Source organism: Polaromonas sp., assembly GCF_031411155.1.
GTDB lineage: Bacteria > Pseudomonadota > Gammaproteobacteria > Burkholderiales > Burkholderiaceae_C > Polaromonas.
Window position 1 is genome coordinate 1 of sequence record NZ_JANOAL010000303.1, and the last position, 21,689, is coordinate 21,689.

The 21,689-nt window shown below is 59.4% G+C and carries 19 protein-coding genes; 6 read left to right on the top strand and 13 right to left on the bottom strand.

The window, feature by feature from the left end:
- Window positions 1–95 precede the first annotated feature (95 nt).
- The 8 genes from RMO23_RS17770 to RMO23_RS17805 are packed head-to-tail and all read right to left on the bottom strand — an operon-like array spanning window position 96 to window position 7,207.
- Complete coding sequence (locus RMO23_RS17770; protein WP_309684148.1) at window positions 96–800, bottom strand: ABC transporter ATP-binding protein; 705 nt, start codon at window positions 798–800, stop codon at window positions 96–98.
- Between the two features lie 17 nt (window positions 801–817).
- Window positions 818–1,564, bottom strand: a complete 747-nt coding sequence (locus RMO23_RS17775) for an ABC transporter ATP-binding protein (protein WP_309684150.1) — start codon at window positions 1,562–1,564, stop codon at window positions 818–820.
- A complete protein-coding gene (locus RMO23_RS17780; protein ID WP_309684152.1) occupies window positions 1,561–2,565 on the bottom strand; it encodes a branched-chain amino acid ABC transporter permease in 1,005 nt (334 codons plus the stop codon). The genes RMO23_RS17775 and RMO23_RS17780 overlap by 4 nt, the downstream gene beginning before the upstream one ends.
- Before the next feature lie 2 nt (window positions 2,566–2,567).
- Window positions 2,568–3,452: a branched-chain amino acid ABC transporter permease gene (locus RMO23_RS17785; RefSeq protein WP_309684154.1), complete on the bottom strand. Its 885-nt coding sequence runs from the start codon at window positions 3,450–3,452 to the stop codon at window positions 2,568–2,570.
- 39 nt (window positions 3,453–3,491) lie between these two features.
- Complete coding sequence (locus RMO23_RS17790) at window positions 3,492–4,739, bottom strand: ABC transporter substrate-binding protein (protein WP_405041632.1); 1,248 nt, start codon at window positions 4,737–4,739, stop codon at window positions 3,492–3,494.
- Window positions 4,740–4,776: 37 nt separating this feature from the next.
- A complete protein-coding gene (locus RMO23_RS17795) occupies window positions 4,777–6,021 on the bottom strand; it encodes an FAD-dependent monooxygenase (protein WP_309684156.1) in 1,245 nt (414 codons plus the stop codon).
- Between the two features lie 5 nt (window positions 6,022–6,026).
- Window positions 6,027–6,488: a VOC family protein gene (locus tag RMO23_RS17800; RefSeq protein WP_309684157.1), complete on the bottom strand. Its 462-nt coding sequence runs from the start codon at window positions 6,486–6,488 to the stop codon at window positions 6,027–6,029.
- Between the two features lie 2 nt (window positions 6,489–6,490).
- The gene (locus tag RMO23_RS17805; RefSeq protein ID WP_309684158.1) at window positions 6,491–7,207 is read right to left on the bottom strand and encodes a TetR/AcrR family transcriptional regulator; all 717 of its coding nucleotides are present in this window, start codon (window positions 7,205–7,207) and stop codon (window positions 6,491–6,493) included.
- Between the two features lie 128 nt (window positions 7,208–7,335).
- Here RMO23_RS17805 and RMO23_RS17810 point away from each other — a divergent pair, with 128 nt between their 5' ends.
- The 5 genes from RMO23_RS17810 to RMO23_RS17830 all read left to right on the top strand — a co-directional run bounded on the left by RMO23_RS17810 (window position 7,336) and on the right by RMO23_RS17830 (window position 13,117).
- Window positions 7,336–7,962: a carbon monoxide dehydrogenase subunit G gene (locus RMO23_RS17810; protein WP_309684159.1), complete on the top strand. Its 627-nt coding sequence runs from the start codon at window positions 7,336–7,338 to the stop codon at window positions 7,960–7,962.
- Between the two features lie 36 nt (window positions 7,963–7,998).
- Window positions 7,999–8,919, top strand: a complete 921-nt coding sequence (locus RMO23_RS17815) for a xanthine dehydrogenase family protein subunit M (protein ID WP_309684160.1) — start codon at window positions 7,999–8,001, stop codon at window positions 8,917–8,919.
- A complete protein-coding gene (locus RMO23_RS17820; RefSeq protein WP_309684161.1) occupies window positions 8,919–9,434 on the top strand; it encodes a 2Fe-2S iron-sulfur cluster-binding protein in 516 nt (171 codons plus the stop codon). Before RMO23_RS17815 ends, RMO23_RS17820 begins: the two co-directional genes overlap by 1 nt.
- A complete protein-coding gene (locus RMO23_RS17825) occupies window positions 9,431–11,869 on the top strand; it encodes a xanthine dehydrogenase family protein molybdopterin-binding subunit (RefSeq protein WP_309684162.1) in 2,439 nt (812 codons plus the stop codon). The genes RMO23_RS17820 and RMO23_RS17825 overlap by 4 nt, the downstream gene beginning before the upstream one ends.
- Before the next feature lie 105 nt (window positions 11,870–11,974).
- Window positions 11,975–13,117 carry an ABC transporter substrate-binding protein gene (locus RMO23_RS17830; RefSeq protein ID WP_309684163.1) on the top strand — a complete coding sequence of 381 codons (1,143 nt, stop codon included), beginning with the start codon at window positions 11,975–11,977 and terminating at the stop codon, window positions 13,115–13,117.
- Window positions 13,118–13,159: 42 nt separating this feature from the next.
- Here RMO23_RS17830 and RMO23_RS17835 read toward each other — a convergent pair whose 3' ends face one another.
- The 3 genes from RMO23_RS17835 to RMO23_RS17845 form a co-directional block, all read right to left on the bottom strand.
- Entirely contained in the window at window positions 13,160–14,896 is a 1,737-nt protein-coding gene (locus tag RMO23_RS17835; RefSeq protein ID WP_309684164.1) for an amidohydrolase, read from the bottom strand.
- A 103-nt stretch (window positions 14,897–14,999) separates the two neighbouring features.
- Window positions 15,000–16,478: a DEAD/DEAH box helicase gene (locus RMO23_RS17840; protein WP_309684166.1), complete on the bottom strand. Its 1,479-nt coding sequence runs from the start codon at window positions 16,476–16,478 to the stop codon at window positions 15,000–15,002.
- A gap of 163 nt (window positions 16,479–16,641) precedes the next feature.
- Window positions 16,642–17,535 (bottom strand): neutral zinc metallopeptidase, encoded by an 894-nt coding sequence (locus tag RMO23_RS17845; protein ID WP_309684167.1) that lies wholly within the window; start codon window positions 17,533–17,535, stop codon window positions 16,642–16,644.
- Between the two features lie 119 nt (window positions 17,536–17,654).
- Here RMO23_RS17845 and RMO23_RS17850 point away from each other — a divergent pair, with 119 nt between their 5' ends.
- Window positions 17,655–18,365 (top strand): DUF4136 domain-containing protein, encoded by a 711-nt coding sequence (locus tag RMO23_RS17850; protein ID WP_309684169.1) that lies wholly within the window; start codon window positions 17,655–17,657, stop codon window positions 18,363–18,365.
- A gap of 15 nt (window positions 18,366–18,380) precedes the next feature.
- Here RMO23_RS17850 and RMO23_RS17855 read toward each other — a convergent pair whose 3' ends face one another.
- Window positions 18,381–18,755, bottom strand: a complete 375-nt coding sequence (locus RMO23_RS17855) for a hypothetical protein (RefSeq protein ID WP_309684170.1) — start codon at window positions 18,753–18,755, stop codon at window positions 18,381–18,383.
- Between the two features lie 201 nt (window positions 18,756–18,956).
- Window positions 18,957–21,641 carry a GNAT family N-acetyltransferase gene (locus tag RMO23_RS17860; RefSeq protein ID WP_309684172.1) on the bottom strand — a complete coding sequence of 895 codons (2,685 nt, stop codon included), beginning with the start codon at window positions 21,639–21,641 and terminating at the stop codon, window positions 18,957–18,959.
- Window positions 21,642–21,689: the final 48 nt, after the last annotated feature.

The following is a 21,689-nucleotide window of genomic DNA, read 5'->3' on the forward strand; positions in this document are numbered from 1 at the left end:
GACATGCGGCGCAAGACACCACCAGACGGTGGCCAAGGCACGTGTCAGCCAGCGCTGACGAAAACCTGGATAGCCAAGTTTGAACAACGCGTCATCTATACCGCGCAGTATTTTTCTTGAATCTCGGTATTAGCCAGCAGATCGGCGGCATTGCCATGATGAACAATCTGGCCCTGATCAACAATATAGGCGCGGTCTGAAATCTTTAGCGCCCTTTCCACGTTTTGCTCCACCAGCAAAATCGTGATGCCCTTTTGCCGCATGCTGGCGAACAGCTCAAACATCTCGTCTACCAAAATAGGCATGATGCCTTCAGACGGCTCATCAAGCAGAATCATGCGGGGCCGCGCCATCATGGCGCGCGCAATCGCCAGCATTTGCTGCTCACCGCCAGACATCGATGTACCGTCTTGATGCAAGCGTTCTTTGAGTCGGGGAAAGGTTTGTGCAATCTCGTCGATCATGGCTTGCATATCGCCGCGATTTTTACTGGCGGTCAAGCCGAGTTGCAGATTTTCAAGCACTGTCAAACTCGGCACGATGCGCCTGTCTTCAGGGACATAGGCCAGGCCCAAGTGAAAACGTTCGTGGGTTGCAAGCGGCATCAGGTCTTGACCATCAAAAATCGCTTTGCCGCCATGCTTGCTGACCAAGCCCATCAGCGTGCGCAGCGTGGTGGTTTTGCCAGCGCCGTTACGACCCATCAGCGTGACAATTTCGCCCTGCCTGACTTCAAAATTCAAGCCCTGCACCACGTGGCTGTGGTCGTACCAGGCGTTGAGTTGTTCTACCTTGAGCATGCTGATCTCTCGCCTTTTTAATTCTGTCCCAGATAGACACGTTTGACTTCTGCATTGCTGCGGATGTCGTCAGGACTGCCTTCGGCCAGTAACTCACCGTGGTGCAGCACCAGCAGCCGCTTGCACAAGCCCATCACCAGCTTCATTTTGTGCTCAACCAAAATGATGGTGCGCTCGCTTGACAGCTGAGTGATCAAATCCATCATCACCACGGTTTCTTGGGGCGACATACCCGCCGTGGGCTCGTCCATCAGCAGCAACTTGGGCTCGCACGCCAGCGCCATGGCCACTTCAAGCGAGCGTTGCTGGCCGTGGGCCAAGTCACCTGCCAGCTTGCTCCGGCTACTTGTCAAGCCAACTCGGGCAAGCAGTGCATCTGCCTGGTCGCCGAGCTCGGCATAGGCACCGCGTGCGCGCAAGATTTGATAGCGCGAGGTTTGCATTTGCAGCGCAACACGCACATTTTCATGCGCGCTCAGGTGCTTGAAGACGTTGGTGATCTGAAAGCTTTTGGCAATACCTGCGCGTGCGTAGTCGTGCTGGGCCATGTGGGAGATGTCACGTCCTTCAAACTCTACAGTGCCGTTGCTGGGCGCAATACCGCCGCTGATGACGTTGAAGAACGTGCTTTTACCCGCGCCGTTTGGCCCAATGATGGCCGTTAATTCCCCCGCCTGAAAGCTGGTGGTGATGTTGTGCAGCGCCTGAAATTTACCGAAGTAACGCGATACCGCAGTGACCCGAAGGATGGGTGTCTTGCTCATGACTCAGCCTTTTTATCGTTCTGACCAGACTTCGACTTGCGTTGCCAGCGCGCCACCCAGTCCAACGCCGTACCCCACACACCTTTGGGGAAAAACAAAACAAAAATCATGAAAATAATACCCACCACACCCATCCAGTAACGGGTGACATTGGTGACCACATCTTCAAGATACAAAAACACTGCCGCGCCGATAAACGGCCCCAGGAATGTACCCATGCCGCCCAGCAGGCACATCATGACGGCCTGGCCTGATTGCAGGTAGTGCAGCGAATCAATGGGCACGATAGACAAATGCAGGGCCCGCAGCGCACCCGCCAAGCCGCAAATACCCGCAGACAAGACAAACACCAGCAGCTTGCTGCGCGCCACGTCGTAACCGCAAGCGGCGGCGCGTTTTTCGTTTTCACGAATCGCCTCTATCACTGCGCCGAACGGTGAATCAAGCAGCCGCGACACAAACCACAAAGCGAGTGCCACAAACACCAAAATGACATAGTATTTATTGAGTGGGTTCAAAAAATCAATGCTGATACCAGGCAAAGTAATGGCCTCTACCCGCACACCGCGCAAACCGTTTTCACCGCCCGTCCAGCGTTCGGCCTTGTAAAAACCGTAATACACAATTTGCGCCAGCGCCAGCGTGACCATTGAAAAGTAAATGCCCCGCGTACGGATGGCCAGGAAACCAATGACCAAACCTGCAAAACAAGAAGAAATCACGCCCACGCCAATGGCTGCCCACCAAGGCCAGCCCGCATGCACCACCACAATGCCTGCCAAATAGCTGCCCACACCCAAAAATGCGGCATGACCAAATGACAGCATGCCGGTGTAGCCAAACAGCAAATTAAAGCCCACGGCATACAAGCCAAAAATCAGAATATTGATGGCCAGCGTCTCATAGGGCATCAAAAAAGGAAACACAAGCAGAAAAAGCAGCGATGCGGCCATGCGATGTTGGCGAATGCGCTCGATCGCGTTATTGATAAAAGTATTCATGCTCAGCTCATCAAACCGGCTTTGCCGAAAAAGCCTTGCGGCCGGATCAGCAGAACCACCGCCATCAGCACAAAGATGGACATTTCTGCATATTCAGGCGCGAACAGCGACGTCATGGCAAACACAATGCCCACCAGCAAGCCAGCGATCACCGCGCCCGGCAGTGAGCCCATGCCGCCCACCACCGTCACCACAAATGATTCAGCCAGAATTGGGATACCCATTTCAGGATTAACAGCGCGGGTTGGTGCTGCCAGCAAACCCGACAGCCCGGCAATGGCAGTACCAATTCCAAATACCAGCAGCCAGACTTTGGAAATGTCGATACCCAGCACCTTGACGATCTCCGGGTCACGTGAGCCCGCACGAATAATCAGCCCGTAACGTGTTTTTTCAATGAACAGCCACAAACCCAGCACGATGACGGCGGTAGCCGCAATCAAAAACAACCTGTACAGCGGGAAATGCCCAAAGCCCAGGTTGACGGAGCCCTTCAACTCGGCTGGTGTTGACGTTGGCAAGCCCTCAATACCGAAAATAATCCGCATCGCTTCAATCAGCACATACGACAAGCCAAACGTGAGCAGCAGAGGGTAGTCAATGCCGCGCCCATACAGTGGACGCACCAAAAATCGCTCACACAGCAAGCCAAGCGCGCCAGTGGCAATGGGAACCAGCACCAGACTGAACCAGAAGCTGCCCGTCAAACCCATGGCATAGACACCAAAGAAGGCGCCCACCATGAAGAACGCGCCATGCGCAAAATTAACCACAGTCAGCATGCCAAAAATCAATGACAGGCCAATGGCCAGGAGTGCATACACAGCCCCCAGCGCAATGCCTGTCATGAGCTGTAGCGCAAACAATTCCAGAGTGATATCGGCCATGCAGATTATTGTTGATGTGTAGTGAATCGGCTGGCGCGATCAGGTGCTGATCTTGTGCCCCATCTCGTCGCAGGTACGCAGGTTTTTCTCATCTGGCGCCTCGACTGACAAGACATTGAAGACGTCGTATTTGTCTTTCATGTTTTTGGACTTGGACTCGACAATCACCACCGATTGAATCGACTGGTGGTCACACTTGCGGTAGAACTGCTCGCCCTTGTACCAGTTGTAGCGCAACTGGCGCAGCGCAATGCTGACCTTGATTGAGTCGACTGACTTGGCATCGCGCACTGCCTGCAGCACACTGCGCACACCGGCATAACCCAGCGCGCCGTAGTCCGATGGCACAGAGCCGCTATAGGCCTTGCGGAACTTGTCGTTAAATGCTTTGGCAGCGGGGATCTTGTCTTCCATGCCCCAGTAGTACGACGTGCCGCCCAAAATGCCTTCAAACGCGTCTGCACCACCCGCCTGGCGGGCCGTGTACAGCAGCACGGGCGCAATCACTTTGGTGTTGGCTTTCAGGCCAAAGTCTGTGACCTGCTTGGCCGCATTCACCAGGTCGCGGCCAAAGTTGCACAGCACCAGCACGTCGGGCTTTAAAGACTGAATGCGTGGCAGGAAGGCCGAGTAGTCAGCCGCGCCCAGCGGATGCCGAATGTCAGCCAGCGTTTGCGCACCGAGCGCCTGTCCAGCGCGCTGAAAGCCGCGCACCATCTCATGGCCGTAGGCGTAGTCAGCCGTCAGGTACACAATTTTTTTACCGAATTTCGGGAAGGCATAGCGTGCCACAGCGCCCGCTGTCAAATGTGGATTCAGCGCCTCGTGAAAGGTGTACAGGCTCCAGTCCTTGGCCTCGTTGATCGCATCAGACTGGCTGATGGAATTGAAAATAATCTTGCGGTCGCGGCACACAGCGTTGATGGACAACTGCGTGGCAGCCGACAAGGAACCCACCACAAAGTTCACCTTGTCTTTTTCAATCAGCTCCAGCGTGCGGGTGGCCGCCTCGCCTGGGTTGAGCTTGTCATCACGCACCAGCAGCTCGGCTTTCATGCCGTTGAAGCCACCTGAATCGTTGAACTCCTTGATGGCGATTTCAGCAGCGCGCACCTGGTCTTGTGCTTCGGCAGAAAAAGCACCTGTGAGTGGTACGGGAAAGCCAATTTTGATAGTTTTGTTTTGCGCACGCGCTACGTTTAGCAGGGCTGGCGCTACGGCCACAGCGGCACCGCCCACAATGATAGAGCGGCGGCTGGCATTAAAAGTAGTTGTCAATTTCGTCATGGTTGTCTCCTGTTTGTATGAATAAATCTCAAAAAAATCACACTGAAAACTCTGCGGACTCTGCACGCTTTGTCTGGTGTTCCCCAGACAAATCAATAGCGGTTTGCAGCATCACGGTACGTGCATCACGCGCCAGGGTCTGGTTGCCTGCCTGCATGTACGCGCCAAGCATGCGGGCGCGCTCGACAACGGCCATACAAGGCGTCAGGCGTTTTTGCTCGAATGCTTGCAGTGCAGCAGGCGTAGCACCATGCGTTGCAATGCAGTCAGTCAGGGCACAGGCATCTTCAGCGGCCTTGGTAACACCCATGCCCACGTGCGGGCGCGCTACAAAGGCAGCGTCCCCCATCAATGCAACGCGACCAAAAGCTATTTGGGGACTAGCGCAGTCATAAATGGGCTGCAAAAACGGCTGCGCTGTTTTTTCCAGCATCTCGGCAAACTGTGGGGCCAGCAATTCGCGCGCGGCCTGTCGGGCTTTGGCCACGTGCTGCCAGGCCACTTTGTTGGGCGATATGCCATGCGGGAAGTAATGGCCGTCGGCATCGGTCATCAAGTCTTTGAGCACCGCTTCGCTGGCAGGCCGGTACCAGACGTAGTTGTAACGCCGCTGACCGCGCGCAATCGCATTGCCTGCACCAGCGACAGGGTAGCCAATCAGTTGCTCGCCTGGCGGCAGGCCAAACCCAAAGGTGTCAAACACACTGCCAAGGGTGCGCTGCGACAGCACTGACTCGTCACACACGCCACGCCACGCCACGTAACCAGCGTATTGAGCCTGGACTTCGGGCATGTATTGGGCGCGAACAACTGAGCGAATGCCGTCTGACGCAATGGCCAGGTCAGCCTCAAACACACGGCCATCATCCAATTGCACCGTAACACCAGCGTTGCTTTGACTGACGTGCGACACAGCAGCACCTTGCAGATAGCGGGCAGAGTCCAAAGCCGATTCAAAGGCCGAGTAAAGCAACGCGTACAAGCGACTCCAGGACGTGAGTATCTGGGCCATGTCAGCCTGGGCAATCACTGCGCCATCTTTGCCTAAAACTACCCGTTCCTTGACCCCTACACCCAACGTTTCACCAAGGGATGCATCAACGGCCAAACCGCAACGCACAAGGGCCGCCATCAACGGCTTGTGTGTCACGATGCCTGCGCCACGGCCATCGAGCGATGCGCTGGCTTTTTCAAGCACGTGAACATCATGGCCAGCACGCCAAAGCATGTTGGCAACCAAAAGACCACCCAACGAGCCGCCAATGACCACGATACGTGCCATTGCTTTTAGTCCTTGGGCACCACAGCGTCCAGCGCTGCTTTTTCAGCTGCCGGGTAATTGAGTTCCACCACCAGCCCGCAAGGGTCATCAAGAAACAGCTGGTGCAGACCAATTGATGGGGTGGTGCGTTCACGACAAGGAATGCCGATGGATGCAAGATGCTTGAGCATGTCGGCAAGTCCGGTGGCAAAAAAGGCAATGTGATCGACCGCGCCCGTGCCATGCAGTGATGACTCGTCCCTGTCACCCAAATACTTTTTCAAGCCTTCGGGGTCGTTTTTATCAATACCGATGATGTGTACAACCGCATTGGCAACGTTGTCATGGCTGCCGTTGTACATCCAGATGCCTGGAAAGGGAAAATCGGGCCTGGGCCCGGATGACAAACCCAGCACCTGCGTATAAAACGCGCAGGTAGCATTCAGATCAGTGGTGCGAATCGAGTAATGGTTCAGTGACAGTGCCATGCTCAAACTTTCATTTTTGTGGGCTTGCGATCCAGCACCGGGCCAACCGAAAGCAGGTAAGCCAGCACTTTGTCATGGATGTAATGCTCGACATCATCATCCATCACCACGCTTTGCACATCGTGCACCGCCTGGCCGTAAATCCAGCGCCGGATACCCATGTAAAAAATATTGCCATGCAGGCCCAGCAACAGCTCAAGTTCACGCCCAGTCGGCTTGCTTCTGCTGACCAAACCGCGGTACTTGCGCGTCTCACGCACCAGACGCGGGAACAGCTTCTCCCTGAGGAGTGAAAAATAGCGGTCAGTGATGTAACGGTCGCTCAGACCCGAAAAAACAAAAATCCGCACCCAGTCGGACTGAAGAATGACCTTGGCGTAGTCGCTGTAAAAGCGCGTCAATTTGGTTTCGACATCCAGCGCTTTGTCGTCCAGCAGCGTTTCCCATTCGGGCTTCCAGCGGCCTTCAAACATTTCCGCATAGACCCGCTCAATCAAGGCCTGCTTGGTTGGAAAGTAGTGATAAAGCAGCGTATGGGTAATGCCCAGTTGCCTGGCCAAGTCACGCAATTGACCGTTCAGCCCGTGCTCTGAAAAGAAAGACACTGCGCCCGCAACGATCTGACGCTCCCGATCGGCAGGAGTCAGCCGCCTGCGGGTGCTGTCCGCATCAGTTTTTACTGCACGGGATGTTTCAGGGTTTTTCCGGATGGATGGCATTGAACAGTTGGTCAATAGTAGTGACACTAATTTAACGCTTGGTCAATAATTCGACATCCGGAAAAACCCGACCTCAAAAGAGCAAGCAAATAGTCCGTTTTAGGCACCAACCATTCAAGGCATGTGACATGGAACTCCAAGGCAGCGTGACGATTCCCGCCACCCCCCAGCAAGTATGGCAAGCACTTAACAACCCGGAAATTTTGCGGCAGTGCATTCCAGGCTGCGAGGAAGTGGCGCAGATATCGCCTGAAGAAATGCATGCCCGTGTGCTACTGCGTATGGGCCCGGTACGTGCCAGATTTGCGGGCAAGGTCAAGATGACTGATATCCGCCCAATGCAGGGCTACACACTGAATTTCGAGGGTTCTGGCGGCAGTGCGGGTTTTGCAAAAGGCAGTTCCGTCATTACCCTCACACCGAGTGGTGACGCAACGCAGCTTGATTACACCGCGCAGGCTACCGTGGCTGGCAAGCTGGGCCAGATTGGCGGGCGCTTGATAGACGCATCGTCCAAGCAGTTGGCCGACAAGTTTTTTGTAAATCTGAGAACCGTCCTGACGGGCGATCACGGCGCACCAGAAACCGTGCCAACGACGACGCCAGCGAATTCGATATCTGGCCGCCAGATCCAGGTCTCGCAGCCATTTCAGGAGCCCTCCATGGGCAGTGAAACTGCACGCTTGGTCTGGTTTTTTGCAGGCGTCGTAGCCACCAGCATCGGTGTCTGGATGGGTGCCCACTGGTTGCGTTGATCGATTTTTTCAAAACACATTGCAAAGACCCTTTTTATGAAAGCGCCTGCTTTTTCCTACTTGAGACCTCAGCAACTCCATGAAGTCCTTGCTTTGCTGGAGACGCATGGCGATGAAGCGCGGCTGCTGGCCGGTGGTCAAACCCTGCTGGCCACGCTGAACATGCGCCTGTCGGAGCCTGCTCTGCTGATTGACATGCAAGCCGTGAGCGAGCTCAAGGGTTTAAGCCTTGAAGGACGAAACCTGCGTATTGGAGCGATGGTCACGCATACCGAGATCGAAACCTCCAGCCTGGTTGCCCAGTACGCGCCGCTGCTGACTGCGGCAGCGCCACACATTGCACACCGTGCCATACGCAACCTGGGCACCTTTGGCGGTTCTATTGCCTACGGTGATCCGGCTGCAGAGTGGCCTGCCTGCCTGCTGGCTTTGAACGGTGTGATTGTGGTGCGCAGCTTGCGCGGGGAGCGGCGCATTGCAGCCGATGATTTTTTTACCGGGCTGTACACCACCGAACTGGCACCGGACGAAGTCATCGTCGCGTGTGACATACCCGTGGCTCAAGCGAATCAAAAAATATCTTTCAGTGAGCTGGCACGCCGCCATGGCGACTACGCTGTGGTGGGGCTGGCAGCCACTGCCAGTCTGACCGACAGCATATTGTCAGATGTGCGGCTGGCGTGGATTGGTGTCGGCAGCACGCCGATGCGTTCATTCAGGGCTGAGCAGGTGCTGGAAGGTCAGAGTCTGAGCGTACAGACCATCACACAAGCCGTTGACATGCTGCGCAGTGAGCTTGCCCCCATCCCTGACTTGACCCACAGCGAAGCGGCCAAACGTCAACTGGCAGGTGTGCTGCTCAAGCGCGCCTTGTCAGGCTGGATGCCATCCATCGACACACCAGCCAACACGCCAAACACCCCCCTTAACCCATCAGCGCAGAAAGAACCCGCGTGATGCAAACCACTATGGATTTACCGCAAACCCAAACCATCCGCATCATGCTCAATGGGCAGAGCATGGAGCGCGAGGTGCAAGCGCGCACCCATCTGGTTGATTTTTTGCGCGATGGCGCTGAACTCAAGGGTTCCCACCTGGGCTGCGAGCATGGCGTGTGTGGCGCATGCACGGTGCAACTGGATGGGCAAATAGTTCGGGGCTGCCTGGTGCTGGCCGTACAAGCGGATGGCCGCAGCGTCAACACTGTTGAAGGCCTGACGGGTAGCGGTGCTTTGGCTCAATTGCAAGCAGCGTTCATCAAGCGCAATGCGCTGCAATGCGGGTTTTGCACGTCAGGCATGTTGTTGGCAGCGCATGAACTGGTTGAGCAACGGCCACTCGCCAACCGTGAAGAAGTACGTGAATGGATTTCAGGCAACTACTGCCGCTGTACAGGCTACCAGGCGATTGTGGATGCCATTTGTGATGTGCTGGCGGAGCGCATCAAAGCCGCCCAAGGAGCCCAACCATGAACGCACCTGAAAGCTATTTTCTCAAGCATGTTGACGCTGAAGCCCGGCCAACCCCGGTAGCCGCACCTCTGGCCGCACCGCTTCAAGATGCCAGTCACATCGGCCAAGCTATTCCCAGACCCAACATCGAGCGCCTGGCTCAAGGCCGTGGCCAGTATGTTGACGACCTTGAACTGCCGCGCATGGCGCATGTGGTGTTCTGGCGCTCGCCCGTGGCGCATTGCCGCATCACCAGCATCGAGCGCGACTTTGCACGCATGATGCCCGGCGTGCTGGCGGTGTATGACGGCAAAGACCTGGCCAGCATCTGCAAGCCCTGGGTAGCCACGCTGAGTCATTTGGCGGGCATCAAGTCTGCACCGCAATACCCCATGGCACTAGACCGCGCCTGCTGGCAAGGCGAGCCCGTTGTGGCTGTGGTGGCCAAGACGCGCGCAGAAGCAGAAGATGCCTTGCAATACGTGCAAGTGACGTGGGAAGATTTACCCGCCGCCGTTGACATGAAAACGGCGCTGCATCCGGACACGCCCATCATTCACCCCGAGCTAGGCGACAACCTGTGCTTTACCCGCAGCCTGGACACAGGCGGTGTAGACGAAGCCTTTGCGCGCGCTGACGTGATAGCCGAGGCCACCTTCGACTTTGGTCGCCACACCGGCGTGACGCTGGAAACTCGCTGCCAGATTGCCGACTACAACCCGGCATCAGGCCAACTGACGGTGTACCACTCGCAGCAGGCACCGCACATGATGCAAGACCTGTACGCCCGCCAGTTTGATTTGCCTGAAAGCTCGGTGCGTGTGATTTGCAAGGACGTGGGCGGCTCGTTTGGCATCAAGGTGCATGCTTACCCGGACGACTTTGCGACAGTAGCCATCTCCATTTTGTTAAAGCGCCCGGTCAAGTTTGTAGCGGACAGGCTGGAATCATTTACCAGCGACATTCATGCACGCGAACACCACATCAAAGGCCGCATTGCCGCAACAGCACAAGGCGAGATACTGGCTTTTGAGATTGACGACACCACGGGCATTGGCCCGTATTCGATGTTCCCGCGTACCAGTGGCATTGAAGGCAACCAGGTGGTCAACCTGACCGGTGGCCCCTACAAACACAAAGCCTACCGGGCCAAACTCAATGTCGTGTTTTTAAACAAAACACCCACCTGCCAATACCGGGGTGTGGGGCACCCGGTGGCTTGTGCCGTAACAGAAGGCCTGGTTGATCTGGTTGCCGCAAAGCTGGGGATGGACCCGCTGGAACTACGCAAACGCAACGTCATGCCAGACGACGGCTACCCAGCCACAGGCGCATCGGGGATCAAGCTGGAAGTGCTGTCGCACGAGGCCTGTTTGAGGAAAATGGAAACACTGATGGACTACCCGGCCCTGCTGGCCGAGCAAGCTGCGCTGCGCGCCAAGGGCATCTACAGGGGCATCGGCTTTGCCACGCTGATTGAGCTGACCAACCCCGGCGCAGCGTTTTACGGTGTGGGCGGTGCACGCATTTCAGCGCAAGACGGCGCGACTGCCCGGCTGGAGCCCAGCGGTGCGGTGACGGTGATGGTCAGCGTAGGCGAACAAGGCCAGGGCACTGAAGCGATTTTTTCGCAGATCACCGCTGATGCGGTGGGCCTGCCAATGAGCCAGGTGCGCATCGTCACGGGTGACACCCAAACCACGCCCTACGGCGGCGGTACCTGGGCGTCACGCGGCGCAGGCATTGGTGGTGAGGCCGTGTTGCAGGCAGGCCTGGCGCTGCGCACAAATATCTTGAAAGTAGCAGGCGCTATTCTCAAACGCGATACAAGCACCCTGGCGCTCAAAAAGGGTGTAGTGGTTGATGCAGCAACTGACGAGGCGCTGCTACCGTTTGCCGAGCTGGGCCGCGTGGCTTACTTCAGGCCAGACACCCTGCCGGCGGGCTTTACACCCGAGCTGATGGTGACGCGCCACTACGCACAACGCGACTACCCGTTTATTTTTACCAATGGCGTGCAAGCGTCGTATGTTGAAGTGGACAGCGAGACTGGTTTTGTCAAGCTGCTCAAACACTGGGCGGTTGAAGACTGTGGACGCGTCATCAACCCCATGCTGGTAGACGAGCAGATACGCGGCGCGATTGTTCAGGGCATAGGCGGCGCGCTGTTTGAAGAATGCCTGTACGACGCGGCTGGTCTTTTGCAAAACGGCAGCATGGCCGACTACCTGGTGCCGATGGCCGGGGAAATGCCAGACATCACCATTGCCCATATTGAGACGCCCACCCGCAGTTCCATGCTGGGGGCCAAAGGCGCGGGTGAAGCAGGCACGGCTGGCGCACCGGGCGCCGTTGTCAACGCCATTAACGATGCGCTCAGGCCATTGCATGCGCAGGTCTGGTCGCAGCCCGTGACACCTGAAAAAATACTACATGCTTTGGGTCTCCTGGAGTGAGTCACAACCCGCACCAATTCAGGCGATAACCCTGATATTTCCGAAAACGAGTGAAAACCGACTGCAGGAATCAGCGGGTCAAAACTAATACACACAGGATGCTTCATGTTCATATTCATCGCCAGCCCGAGATTCCGTTACTTTTTTACCGTATGCCTGTTGGCTGTTTTGCAGTCAACTGCATTTACCGCCCACGCGGCAGACACGATTGTTGTCGGCCGTTCACTGGCGCTCAGCGGGCCTCTTAAAAGTTATGGGGAAGCCAAGCGTGATGGCGGTGATGCCTACATCAACAAGGTCAACGCCGCAGGCGGCGTGGGTGGCAAAAAAATTGAGCTGATCACACTCGACGACGTTTACACACCTGCCACGACGGTTGAAAATTTAAAGAAAATAAGCATCGACCGCAACCCTACTGCATTTTTAGGCTTGTTTGGTGTGCCCACAGTCGCCGCCGCCCTGCCCGTGCTGCTGGAACTGAAGGTGCCTGCGATTGGGCTGACATCAGGTACTGACGCGCTGCGCACACCGCTGAACCGTTACGCCTTTCCCGTCAGGGCCAGCTACGCAGACGAAGCCCGCAAGCTGGTCAATCACGTCAAGACAGTGAACATCACCAAAGTCAGTGTGATCTACACCACCAACCCTTTTGGTGAAAGCGTCAAAAACACCCTGCTTGTTGCGTTGAAAGATGCAGGCATCAATGCCAAAACATTCAAGGTTGACCCGACAGGTACTGACGCAGCCGAGTCAGCCCGTCTGGCCAACACGGATGAGCCGCAAGCCATTTTCATGACCATGCTGTCGCAAGCCGCCCTTCCCGTTTTGATGGAAGTCAAAAAAACAAGCTTTCGCGGCGCGCTTTACACCTTCTCCCCGGTAGACACCTCCACCATCACCAAACAGCTGGGTGAAAAAGCCAATGGCCTGGCCATCACGCAGGTGGTGCCTATTCCAAACGGCGTGCGTATCAAGGTTGTGTCTGAATATGTGCAGGCACTGACGGAACTGGGACGAGGTACGCCCAGTTTTTACGGTCTGGAGGCCTTTATCGAGGCCAAAGTCATGGTTGAAGGCCTCAAGCGTGCAGGGGCTAATCCGACACCAGCTTCACTGGTTAAAAGCCTGGAGACGCTGCGTGACTTTGACCTGGGGGGCTATTTCGTGACCTACAAACCCGACAGCCATACCGGCAGTCTGTTTGTAGATGTCAACGTGATCAACTCGTTTGGCGAGGTCAAGCGCTAGGTGCTGGCTTGGCAGGATTCACGCAGCACGGCAAGCAAGAAGCTAGGCAGCATAGCGCCTGATACCGTTCATCCAGGTGGCACTTACCGTGATGTTCAAAATCTCCATGGGCGGGACTTGCCGGGGGTCTTTGTCCAGGATGACAAAGTCAGCGCATTTGCCGTTTTCGATGGAACCCACGATGTCATCCATCTGGCATTGCCAGGCTGCATCCAGCGTGACAGCCCGGATGGCTTGCATGACCGTGATGGTTTCAGCCGGATTGAGTTGCTGGTTTGTGTTGCGAATGTTGCGGGTCACGGCGTTGTGAATGTAGCGAAGCGGCTCTATCGGCTGGCAGTTGTAGTCTGAGTGCAGCGAAATTCTCAAGCCTTTTTCAAGTGCTGTCCGGCAAGGGTCAATCAGGTTGGCTCTTTGAGCGCCGAAAATACGGTCACGAAACACAGCGCCGTAGTAGTACACATGGCCGATTAAAAAGCTGGGCGACACACCCAGCTTTTTCATTTGCTCAAGCTGCTGCGGATGACACACCGTGGAATGCTCGATGCGGTGCCGCATATCGCGTTTTGGGTTTTGCGTTTGTGCCGCAGCATACGCATTCAATGCCATATCAATGCCTGCGTCGCCGTTGGCATGAATACCCACCTGCCAACCGGCGTCGTGCGCAGCCCGCACCACCGCATTGAGGTCAGTCTGGCTGTAGTTGGGCATACCGGTCTTCCAGGCAGGTATCAGATAGGGTTCACGCTGAAAACCCGAGCCGCCCTGGTTGGTCCCGTCAACCCACGCCTTGACGCCATTGATGCGTAAATGCTCGCTGCTGTTGTCGGGCTTCAGGCCCATTTTTTTCCATGTTTCCATGGCCGTTGACACCAGATAAGCGGACATGCGAATGGGCGGGTTTTGCGCCATGGCGGCGCGCAGCACGCCCAGGTCGCCCTCGGGGTCGATGCTGCCGATGCCGCAGTCATGCAGTGTGGTGCAGCCTTTTGAAGCAGCCAGGGCGAAGAGTTTGCCCACATTCGCCACGTACTGCGCGCCTGATATGTGCGGCGCAGCTTTGGCAAACGCGCTGATAGCAGCGGTTTCCTGGATATCACCCGTCAGATTGCCCTGCGCATCCTGAACATATCGCCCATGGGCTGGGCTGGGGGTGTCTTTGGTAACGCCTGCCGCCTTGAATGCAGCAGTGTTGGCATGGGCAATATGACCATTGGCTTCAAGGATGAAAATCGGCAGCGTCGCAGACAGTTCGTCCAGCGCCTTGATGGAGACCGCCATCTCACCCGGCGTGATGGTGGGGTCAAAAAGCTGCCCCATCACCCACTCACCGGGTTTGGCTGCGGCAATGCCTGCGACCAGCTTGCTTTTGACGTCGGTCATCGAACGGTTGGCAAACGGCCCCAAGTCAAGCCAGCTGTCCAAAAATGCGAAGGTGTAGTGCATGTGCGGGTCAACAAAACCAGGCAACAAAGTCTTGCCTGCCAGGTCAACCACCTGAGTAGCGCTGCCTTTGAGTTTTGTGATGTCGTTTGTAGTGCCAACCGCAACGATGCGCCCGGCCCGAACCGCAATCGCCTGGGCCTCAGGCTGCGCCGGATTCATGGTGACAACGGCTGCATTGATAAAGATCGTATCGGCAACGTCACCCGCCGCAAAAACACTTTGCGGCAACAGCGCAGCGGACCCCAACGCACCGCCAACCTTGAAAAACTCCCTGCGAGAGCTTGCGCCCTGTTTTAAAAAACTGAACAGGCCGGGGTTACAGACAATGCACATTTTTACTCTCAAGTGTTTTGAACACGGTCGAGTTTAGTTGACTGATTTTTGATGCCCAAGCAGCATGAAGTTGTCATGCCCTGGCAAGCCGTCGACAGGCTGCTTATTCGCCGATTTTGAACAGCGCGGCGACTTTTTTCTTGGGCTTGATGTTGGCAGATACACCGCTGCGCGCCGGATTGGCCTTGGCGGCCGCTTCCCAGCCCGGCTGCGCATCGGAAGCCGTTGCGGCCTCGTAGGGCTGGTCAAAAAACGGATCGCGCGGCGCGGCGGGCTGGCGATAGGGCGTGTGTTCGCGGCGCTCACGGCGCTCGCCACCCCGGTCCTGCCGCTCACGCGGCGCTGCGCCATTGCCATCGCGCCCGGCGCCCGCTTCTGCCTCGCGGTACATGCGGTGGCCGTCGTTGATGCGGCCCTGCTGGCTGATACGCGGCTGGTCTTCGTCAAACTCGATCGGCTCGATCTCGATTTTGGTCTTGATCAGCTTTTCAATGTCGGCCACCAGGCGCTGGTCGCTGCTGGCGACAAAGCTCACCGCCAGGCCCGAGGCCCCGGCGCGGCCGGTGCGGCCAATGCGGTGCACATAGTCTTCGGCGTTGAACGGCACGTCAAAGTTGAACACCGCCGGCACGTCCTTGATGTCGAGACCGCGGGCCGCCACGTCGGTGCACACCAGCAAATCGACCTCGCCCTTTTTGAAGGCTTCCAGGGCCTTCAAGCGCTCGTCCTGGCTTTTGTCGCCGTGCAGCGCGGTGGTTTTCAGGCCCTCGCGCTCGAGTGAGCGCGCCAGGCGCGCGCAGCCGAGCTTGCTGTTGACGAACACAAAGGCCTGCTTCATGCCGCGGGTTTTCAGGATCTGGTGCAGCGCGCGGCGCTTGTCGTCGGCGCTCACGCTGTAAAAATGCTGCTCGACCGTCGATGCCGTGGCGTTGGAGCGCGCCACCTCGATCGTCACCGGGTCTTGCAGGTAACTGGAGGCCAAGCGCTTGATCTCGGGCGAGAAAGTCGCCGAAAACAGCAGTGTGATGCGCTGCTTGGGCAGGTAGCTCAGGATGCGCTGCAGATCGGGCAGGAAGCCGATGTCCAGCATGCGGTCGGCTTCGTCCAGTACCACATATTCAACCTGGTTCAGCACCGCGTTCTTGGCTTCGATGTGGTCCAGCAGCCGGCCCGGCGTGGCCACCAGCACTTCAACGCCTTTTTTCAGCTCGGCGGTTTGCGGCTTCATGTCCATGCCGCCAAACACCACGGTGCTGCGCAGGTTGGTGTACTTGGCATACAACTCGACCTGCTGGGCCACCTGCACGGCCAGTTCGCGCGTCGGCAGCAGCACCAGCGCCCGCACCGGATGCCGCGCCGGTGAGGTCGAGGCGTTTTCGTGCTTCAGCATGCGCTGCAGCAGCGGCAGCGAAAAAGCAGCGGTTTTGCCGGTGCCGGTTTGCGCGGCGCCCATCACGTCTTTGCCCTGCAGCACGACCGGAATGGCCTGCTCCTGGATGGGTGTCATGGTTTCGTAGCCCATTTCGGCTACGGCGCGGGCCAGCGGTTCTGCCAGCGAAAGATTGGAAAAAGAGGAGGTCATTTAGCCTCCTATTGTCGCACTTTGAGCGAAATCGCTGTTTTGGGCGCCTGCAAAGGCCAGGTCAGGGGCCCCCTCGGCGCCCGGGCAACCTGGCAAAGCCGCGTGAACGCTATAAATATGATAGCGCAACTCGCACGTACTTACTAGGCTAGAGCCCGATTTCTTATAAATTTCGGGCACTGAAGGTGTCGCAGGCCTTGACGCTGCCGGTTTTCAGGCCGGTATCAAACCAGCGCTGGCGCTGGGCACTGGTGCCGTGGGTAAAGCTCTCGGGCACCACCGCGCCGCCGCTGCCGCGCTGCAGGGCGTCGTCGCCAATTTTGGCGGCCGCGTTCATCGCTTCCTCGACATCGCCCTGTTCCAGAATTTGCCGCGAGGTCTGCGCCTTCTGGGCCCACAGGCCGGCGAAGCAGTCGGCCTGCAACTCCAGCCGCACGCTCAGGGCGTTGTACTCGGCCTTGCTGACGCGGCCGCGCATCTGGTCCATCTTGCCGCTGATGCCGAGCAGGTTTTGCACATGGTGGCCGACCTCGTGCGCGATCACGTAGGCCTGGGCAAAGTCGCCGGGCGCACCCAGGCGCTTGGTCAGGGTTTCGTAAAACCCGAGGTCGATATAGACCTTCTGGTCGCCGGGGCAGTAAAACGGCCCCATCGCGGCCTGGCCCTGGCCGCAGGCGGTTTGCGTCGCGCCGCGAAACAGCACCAGGCGCGGCTCCTGGTAGGTGGCGCCGCCCTTGGTAAAGACCTCTTTCCAGACATCTTCGGTGTCGGCCAGCACGGTGGCGACAAACCTGGCCATGCGGTCATCGGCCGGCGGGCGCTGGGCCGGGGTTTGCTGCTGCACCTGGGCCGTCGGCGCGCCGCCGCCGCTGAGCATGCTCAAAAGGGTCAGCGGGTTGATGCCGAAAATCCAGCCTCCCAGCAAGGCCACAACGATGGTGCCAATGCCGATGCTGCGCCCACCCAGCAGCCCGCCGATGCCGCCGCCACCAAACCCGCCGCCGTCAGCGCGCCGGTCTTCGACGTTGTCGGATTCCCGATTGCCTTCCCATTTCATGATCGCCCCTTGGTTGCTGGGTGTGTAATGTACCCAAAGCCCGCCGCCCCAAGCTTCGACTTTACTTGAGAGGGCCCGGCTGCGCGGAACAAAATTGAACCCCGATGTATCCCTGATTTATGGACATTTCCGCGCTCAGGCAACCTTCGCTTTTCGCGCTGCGGCGGTGGAGCCGGCACTGGAGCCGGCTGGGCATGGTGTTGCTGCTGACAGCGCTGCTGGGCGGCTGCGCCGGCCCCATCCTGACGCGGGTCACCCGGTTTAACCAGTGGCCTGCCGATGCCGCGGGCGCCGCCTTCAGCTTTCGCTCGCCGGTCGACAGCGGCCACGAACTGGAGCAGGCCACTTACGAGGGCCAAGTGGCTGCAGCCCTTGAAAAACAGGGTCTCAGGCGCGCGCCGGCCGGCCAGGTGGGGCGCATTCAGGCCGAGGTGTCCGTCAGCCATCGCAGCGAGGCGCAAAGCTGGCTGCAACCGGTATACCAGGATCACCGGATGTTTGTGCCGCCGCACCGCGATGCGGCAGGCCGGGTGTTTCCGGGCTTCTGGGCGCCCGACCCGTTTGGCCCGCGCTATGTGGGCGATCGCCAGGTAAGCCGCATGCTGCAGGTCAGCAGCCTGCAGCTGCGCCTGTTCGATGCCAAGGAAAGCCCGCCCGGCAAGCCGCGCGCGGTGTTTGAATCCCGCGCGCTGTACGAAGGCGCCAGCGACGATCTGCCCGCCGTGGTGTCCTATTTGGTGCGTGCCATGTTTGATCAATTTCCGGGCCAGAATGGGGAGGTGCGCAGCGTGAAATTTGACGGCAAAACCGGTGCGCTGATCAGCCCGTGAGATGGAACGCTGCTGTTAGCGCGTGGCAAAAGAGGCTGGCATGAAACCCTCGAACGGGGGCGCGGCCGGCCGGACCGCGTTGTCGTTGGGCATGGCGCTGGCCAGGGCCTGCGGGTCTTGCCCGGTAGCGGGTTTTTGCGCGGGGCTGGAAAGGGCCTGCACCTGCAACATGCAGCTGTGCCGCGCCACCCCCAGGCTGCTTTCCATGCACTGCACAACCGCCCGCTGATCGGAAACCCGCAGCGCGTCCCGCGCGTTCGCCCTGGCGACCTGGCCGTCCACCACCAGCATCATGGCTATCAGCTGGCAAACAATAACCAGACCCGCCGCCACACCGAACAGGGTTTTAAAAGACACCACGTCTATTCTTCGTAAATGATCGGAAAACATGGTCACTCTCTCTTTGCTCTGTCTGGGTGGATTTGCTCGGTCTGGCTCCATGCTAAACGGGCAATTTAAAACACCATGCGGTGCTTTACCCGTCAATTTGTAGGATAAAAACGCGTCCGCTCAGGGCCGCGGATTTCCCCCGGCAGCAAGCACCGCCAGCCGGGGTGGAGCGGCTTCGTCACTCCGGGCTGGGGTGGAGAGTCAGCCCAGCAGCAGGCGCAGCGCCATGGTGTCCGATGACGGCCCGGCCGAGACCTCGAAGCCCGCCTGGCGCGCCAGCGCCGCCATGCCCTTGTTGTCATGCAGGCACTGGCCCAACACTTCCTTGGTGCCACGCGCCGTCAGGTAGCGAATCATCTTGTCCAGCAGCAGCCGGCCCAGGCCCTTGCCCTGCCAGCTTGAGGCCACCTGGATCGCGAACTCTGCCTGCAGGTTGTCGGGGTCGCACAAGGCCCGGACCTCGGCCACCATGGCGGGTGCACCCGACGCTGACGGGGCCTGCGCGATAAAGGTCATTTCGCGGTCATAGTCAATCTGGCTGTAGCGCGCCAGCTCCGAATGCGGCACCTCGCGCCGCACCATGAAAAAGCGCAGCCGCATGTCGGCCGGTGTCGCCCTGGCGTAAAAGTCCATCAGGCGCTGGCCGTCTTCGGGGCGTATCGGCCGCAACAACAGATGGCTGCCGGCCAGCGCCACCTGTTCCTCCAGCGCCGACGGGTAAGGGCGAATCGCCAGCCGGCTGACCTCGCCCACCGGCACCGGCCGCAGCCTGACGCGCGCATCGAGCGCCAGCACGCCGTGCTCGTCGACCAGCAGCGGGTTGATGTCGAGTTCGCCCAGCCACGCCAGGTCGCAGGCCATTTGCGACACCTTCAGCAGGGTAGCCTGCAGCGCGGCGCCGTCGGCCGCGGGGCGGCCCCGGTAGCCCGCCAGCAGCGGGCCGAGCCGGCTGCGCGCCACCAGGTCGCGCGCCAGGCTGGCATTGAGCGGCGGCAGCGCCACCGCATGGTTCTTGCGCAGCTCGACCGCCGTGCCGCCTTCGCCCAGCAGCAGCACCGGGCCAAACACCGCGTCGGTGGCAATGCCGACGATCAGCTCGTGGGCACCGGGCCGCTCGGCCATGGCCTGCACGGTAAAGCCCAGTACCACGGCCTGCGGCAGCAGGCGCGCCACCTGCTGCTGCATCTTCACGGCGGCGGCGCGCACCGCATCGGCCGACGCCAGCCCGAGCGCGACACCGCCAACGTCGGACTTGTGGACGATCTGCGGCGAAATAATCTTCAACGCGACCGGAAAGCCAATCTGGCTGGCGGCGGCCACCGCGGCGTCGACGTCAGCGACTTTGACCGTGGCGACGGTCGGGATGCCATAGGCCTGCAGCAGCGCCTGGGCCGGCGCCGCGTCCAGCCACTCGCGGCCGTCAAGCAGCGCCTGCGCATGCAGCGCTTGCGCCGTCTGTTGGTCCGGCGTGAGGTCGTCCAGCGCCGCGCCGGCGAGCTGCTGCAGGGCTTGCTGGTTGCGCGCATGGTTGACAGTTTGCAGCCAGGCCGCCGAGGCGCGTTCGGGCGTGCTGTAGCTGGCGATGCCGGCCGCCGTGCAGTCCGTGCGCGCCGCCGCCACCGCCGCGCCGCCCAGCCAGCAGGTCAGCACCGGTTTGGCCGATTCCTGCATCAGCGGCAGGCAGGCCTGCGCAATCTCGCGGGCGGGCACGATGGCGGTGGGCGCATGCATGAACAGCACCGCATCCACATCGGGCGCCGCCAGCAGCACCCGCAGCGCGTCCTGGTAGCGGCCGACCGGCGCGTCGCCAATGATGTCGATCGGGTTGCCGTGCGACCAGGCGGCGGGCAGGCATTGGTCCAGTGCGACGAGGCTTGACTCGCCCAGCACGGCCAGCCTGCCGCCACCGAGCGCCAGCGCATCGGCCGCCAGCACGCCAGCGCCGCCGCCGTTGGTCAGGATGGCCAGCCGCTCACCCTGCCAGGGCCGCGCATGGGCCAGGGTTTCGGCGGCATCAAACAGCGCGTCCAGGGTATCGACCCGCAGCATGCCGGCGCGCCTGACGGCGGCGTCGAACACCACGTCGGAACCGGCCAGGGCGCCGGTGTGCGAGGCGGCGGCCCGGGCGCCGTCGGGCGCGCGCCCGGCCTTGACCACGATCACCGGCTTGTTGCGGGACGCGGCGCGCGCCGCCGACATGAACTTGCGCGCGGCCTTGACCGATTCCATGTACATCAGGATGGCGCGGGTGCCGGAGTCGCAGGCCAGGTAGTCGAGCACGTCACCAAAATCCACGTCGGCGCTGTCGCCCAGCGAAATGAAGTGTGAAAAGCCTATGCCACGGCTGTTGGCCCAGTCCAGCATGGCGGTGGCCAGCGCACCCGACTGGGTGACAAAGGCCAGCTGGCCCGGCTCGGCGTTGCCGGGCGCGAAGCTGGCATTGAGTTGGGCACCGGGCACCAGCGCGCCTATGCAGTTGGGCCCCAAAATGCGCAGCAGGTGTGGCCGCGCCGCGTCCAGCATGGCCTGCTCCAGCGAGGGTCCGCCCGCCTTGCCGGTCTCGGCCGACTGCTTCAGGCCCGCCGTCAGCACGATGGCGGCGCGCGTGCCCTTGCGGCCGAGTTCGGCAATCAGGCCCGGCACCGTGCTGGCCGGGGTGCAGATCACGGCCAGGTCAGGGGCCTGCGGCAGCGACTGGACATCGGGCCAGGCCTGAGCGCCATCGACGCGGGCATGGCGGCGGTTGACCGGCCAGAGCGGCCCCTTGAAACCGCCGCGCTTGAGGTTGCGCAGCACCACCGAACCGACGCTGCCCTCGCGGTCGGAGGCGCCGATGACGGCCACCGAAGCGGGCTGAAACAGGGCTTCGAGATTGCGTACGCTCATCGGATTCCTTGCAATAAAACGGGCCGGCCAGCCTCAAGCAATTAGCTT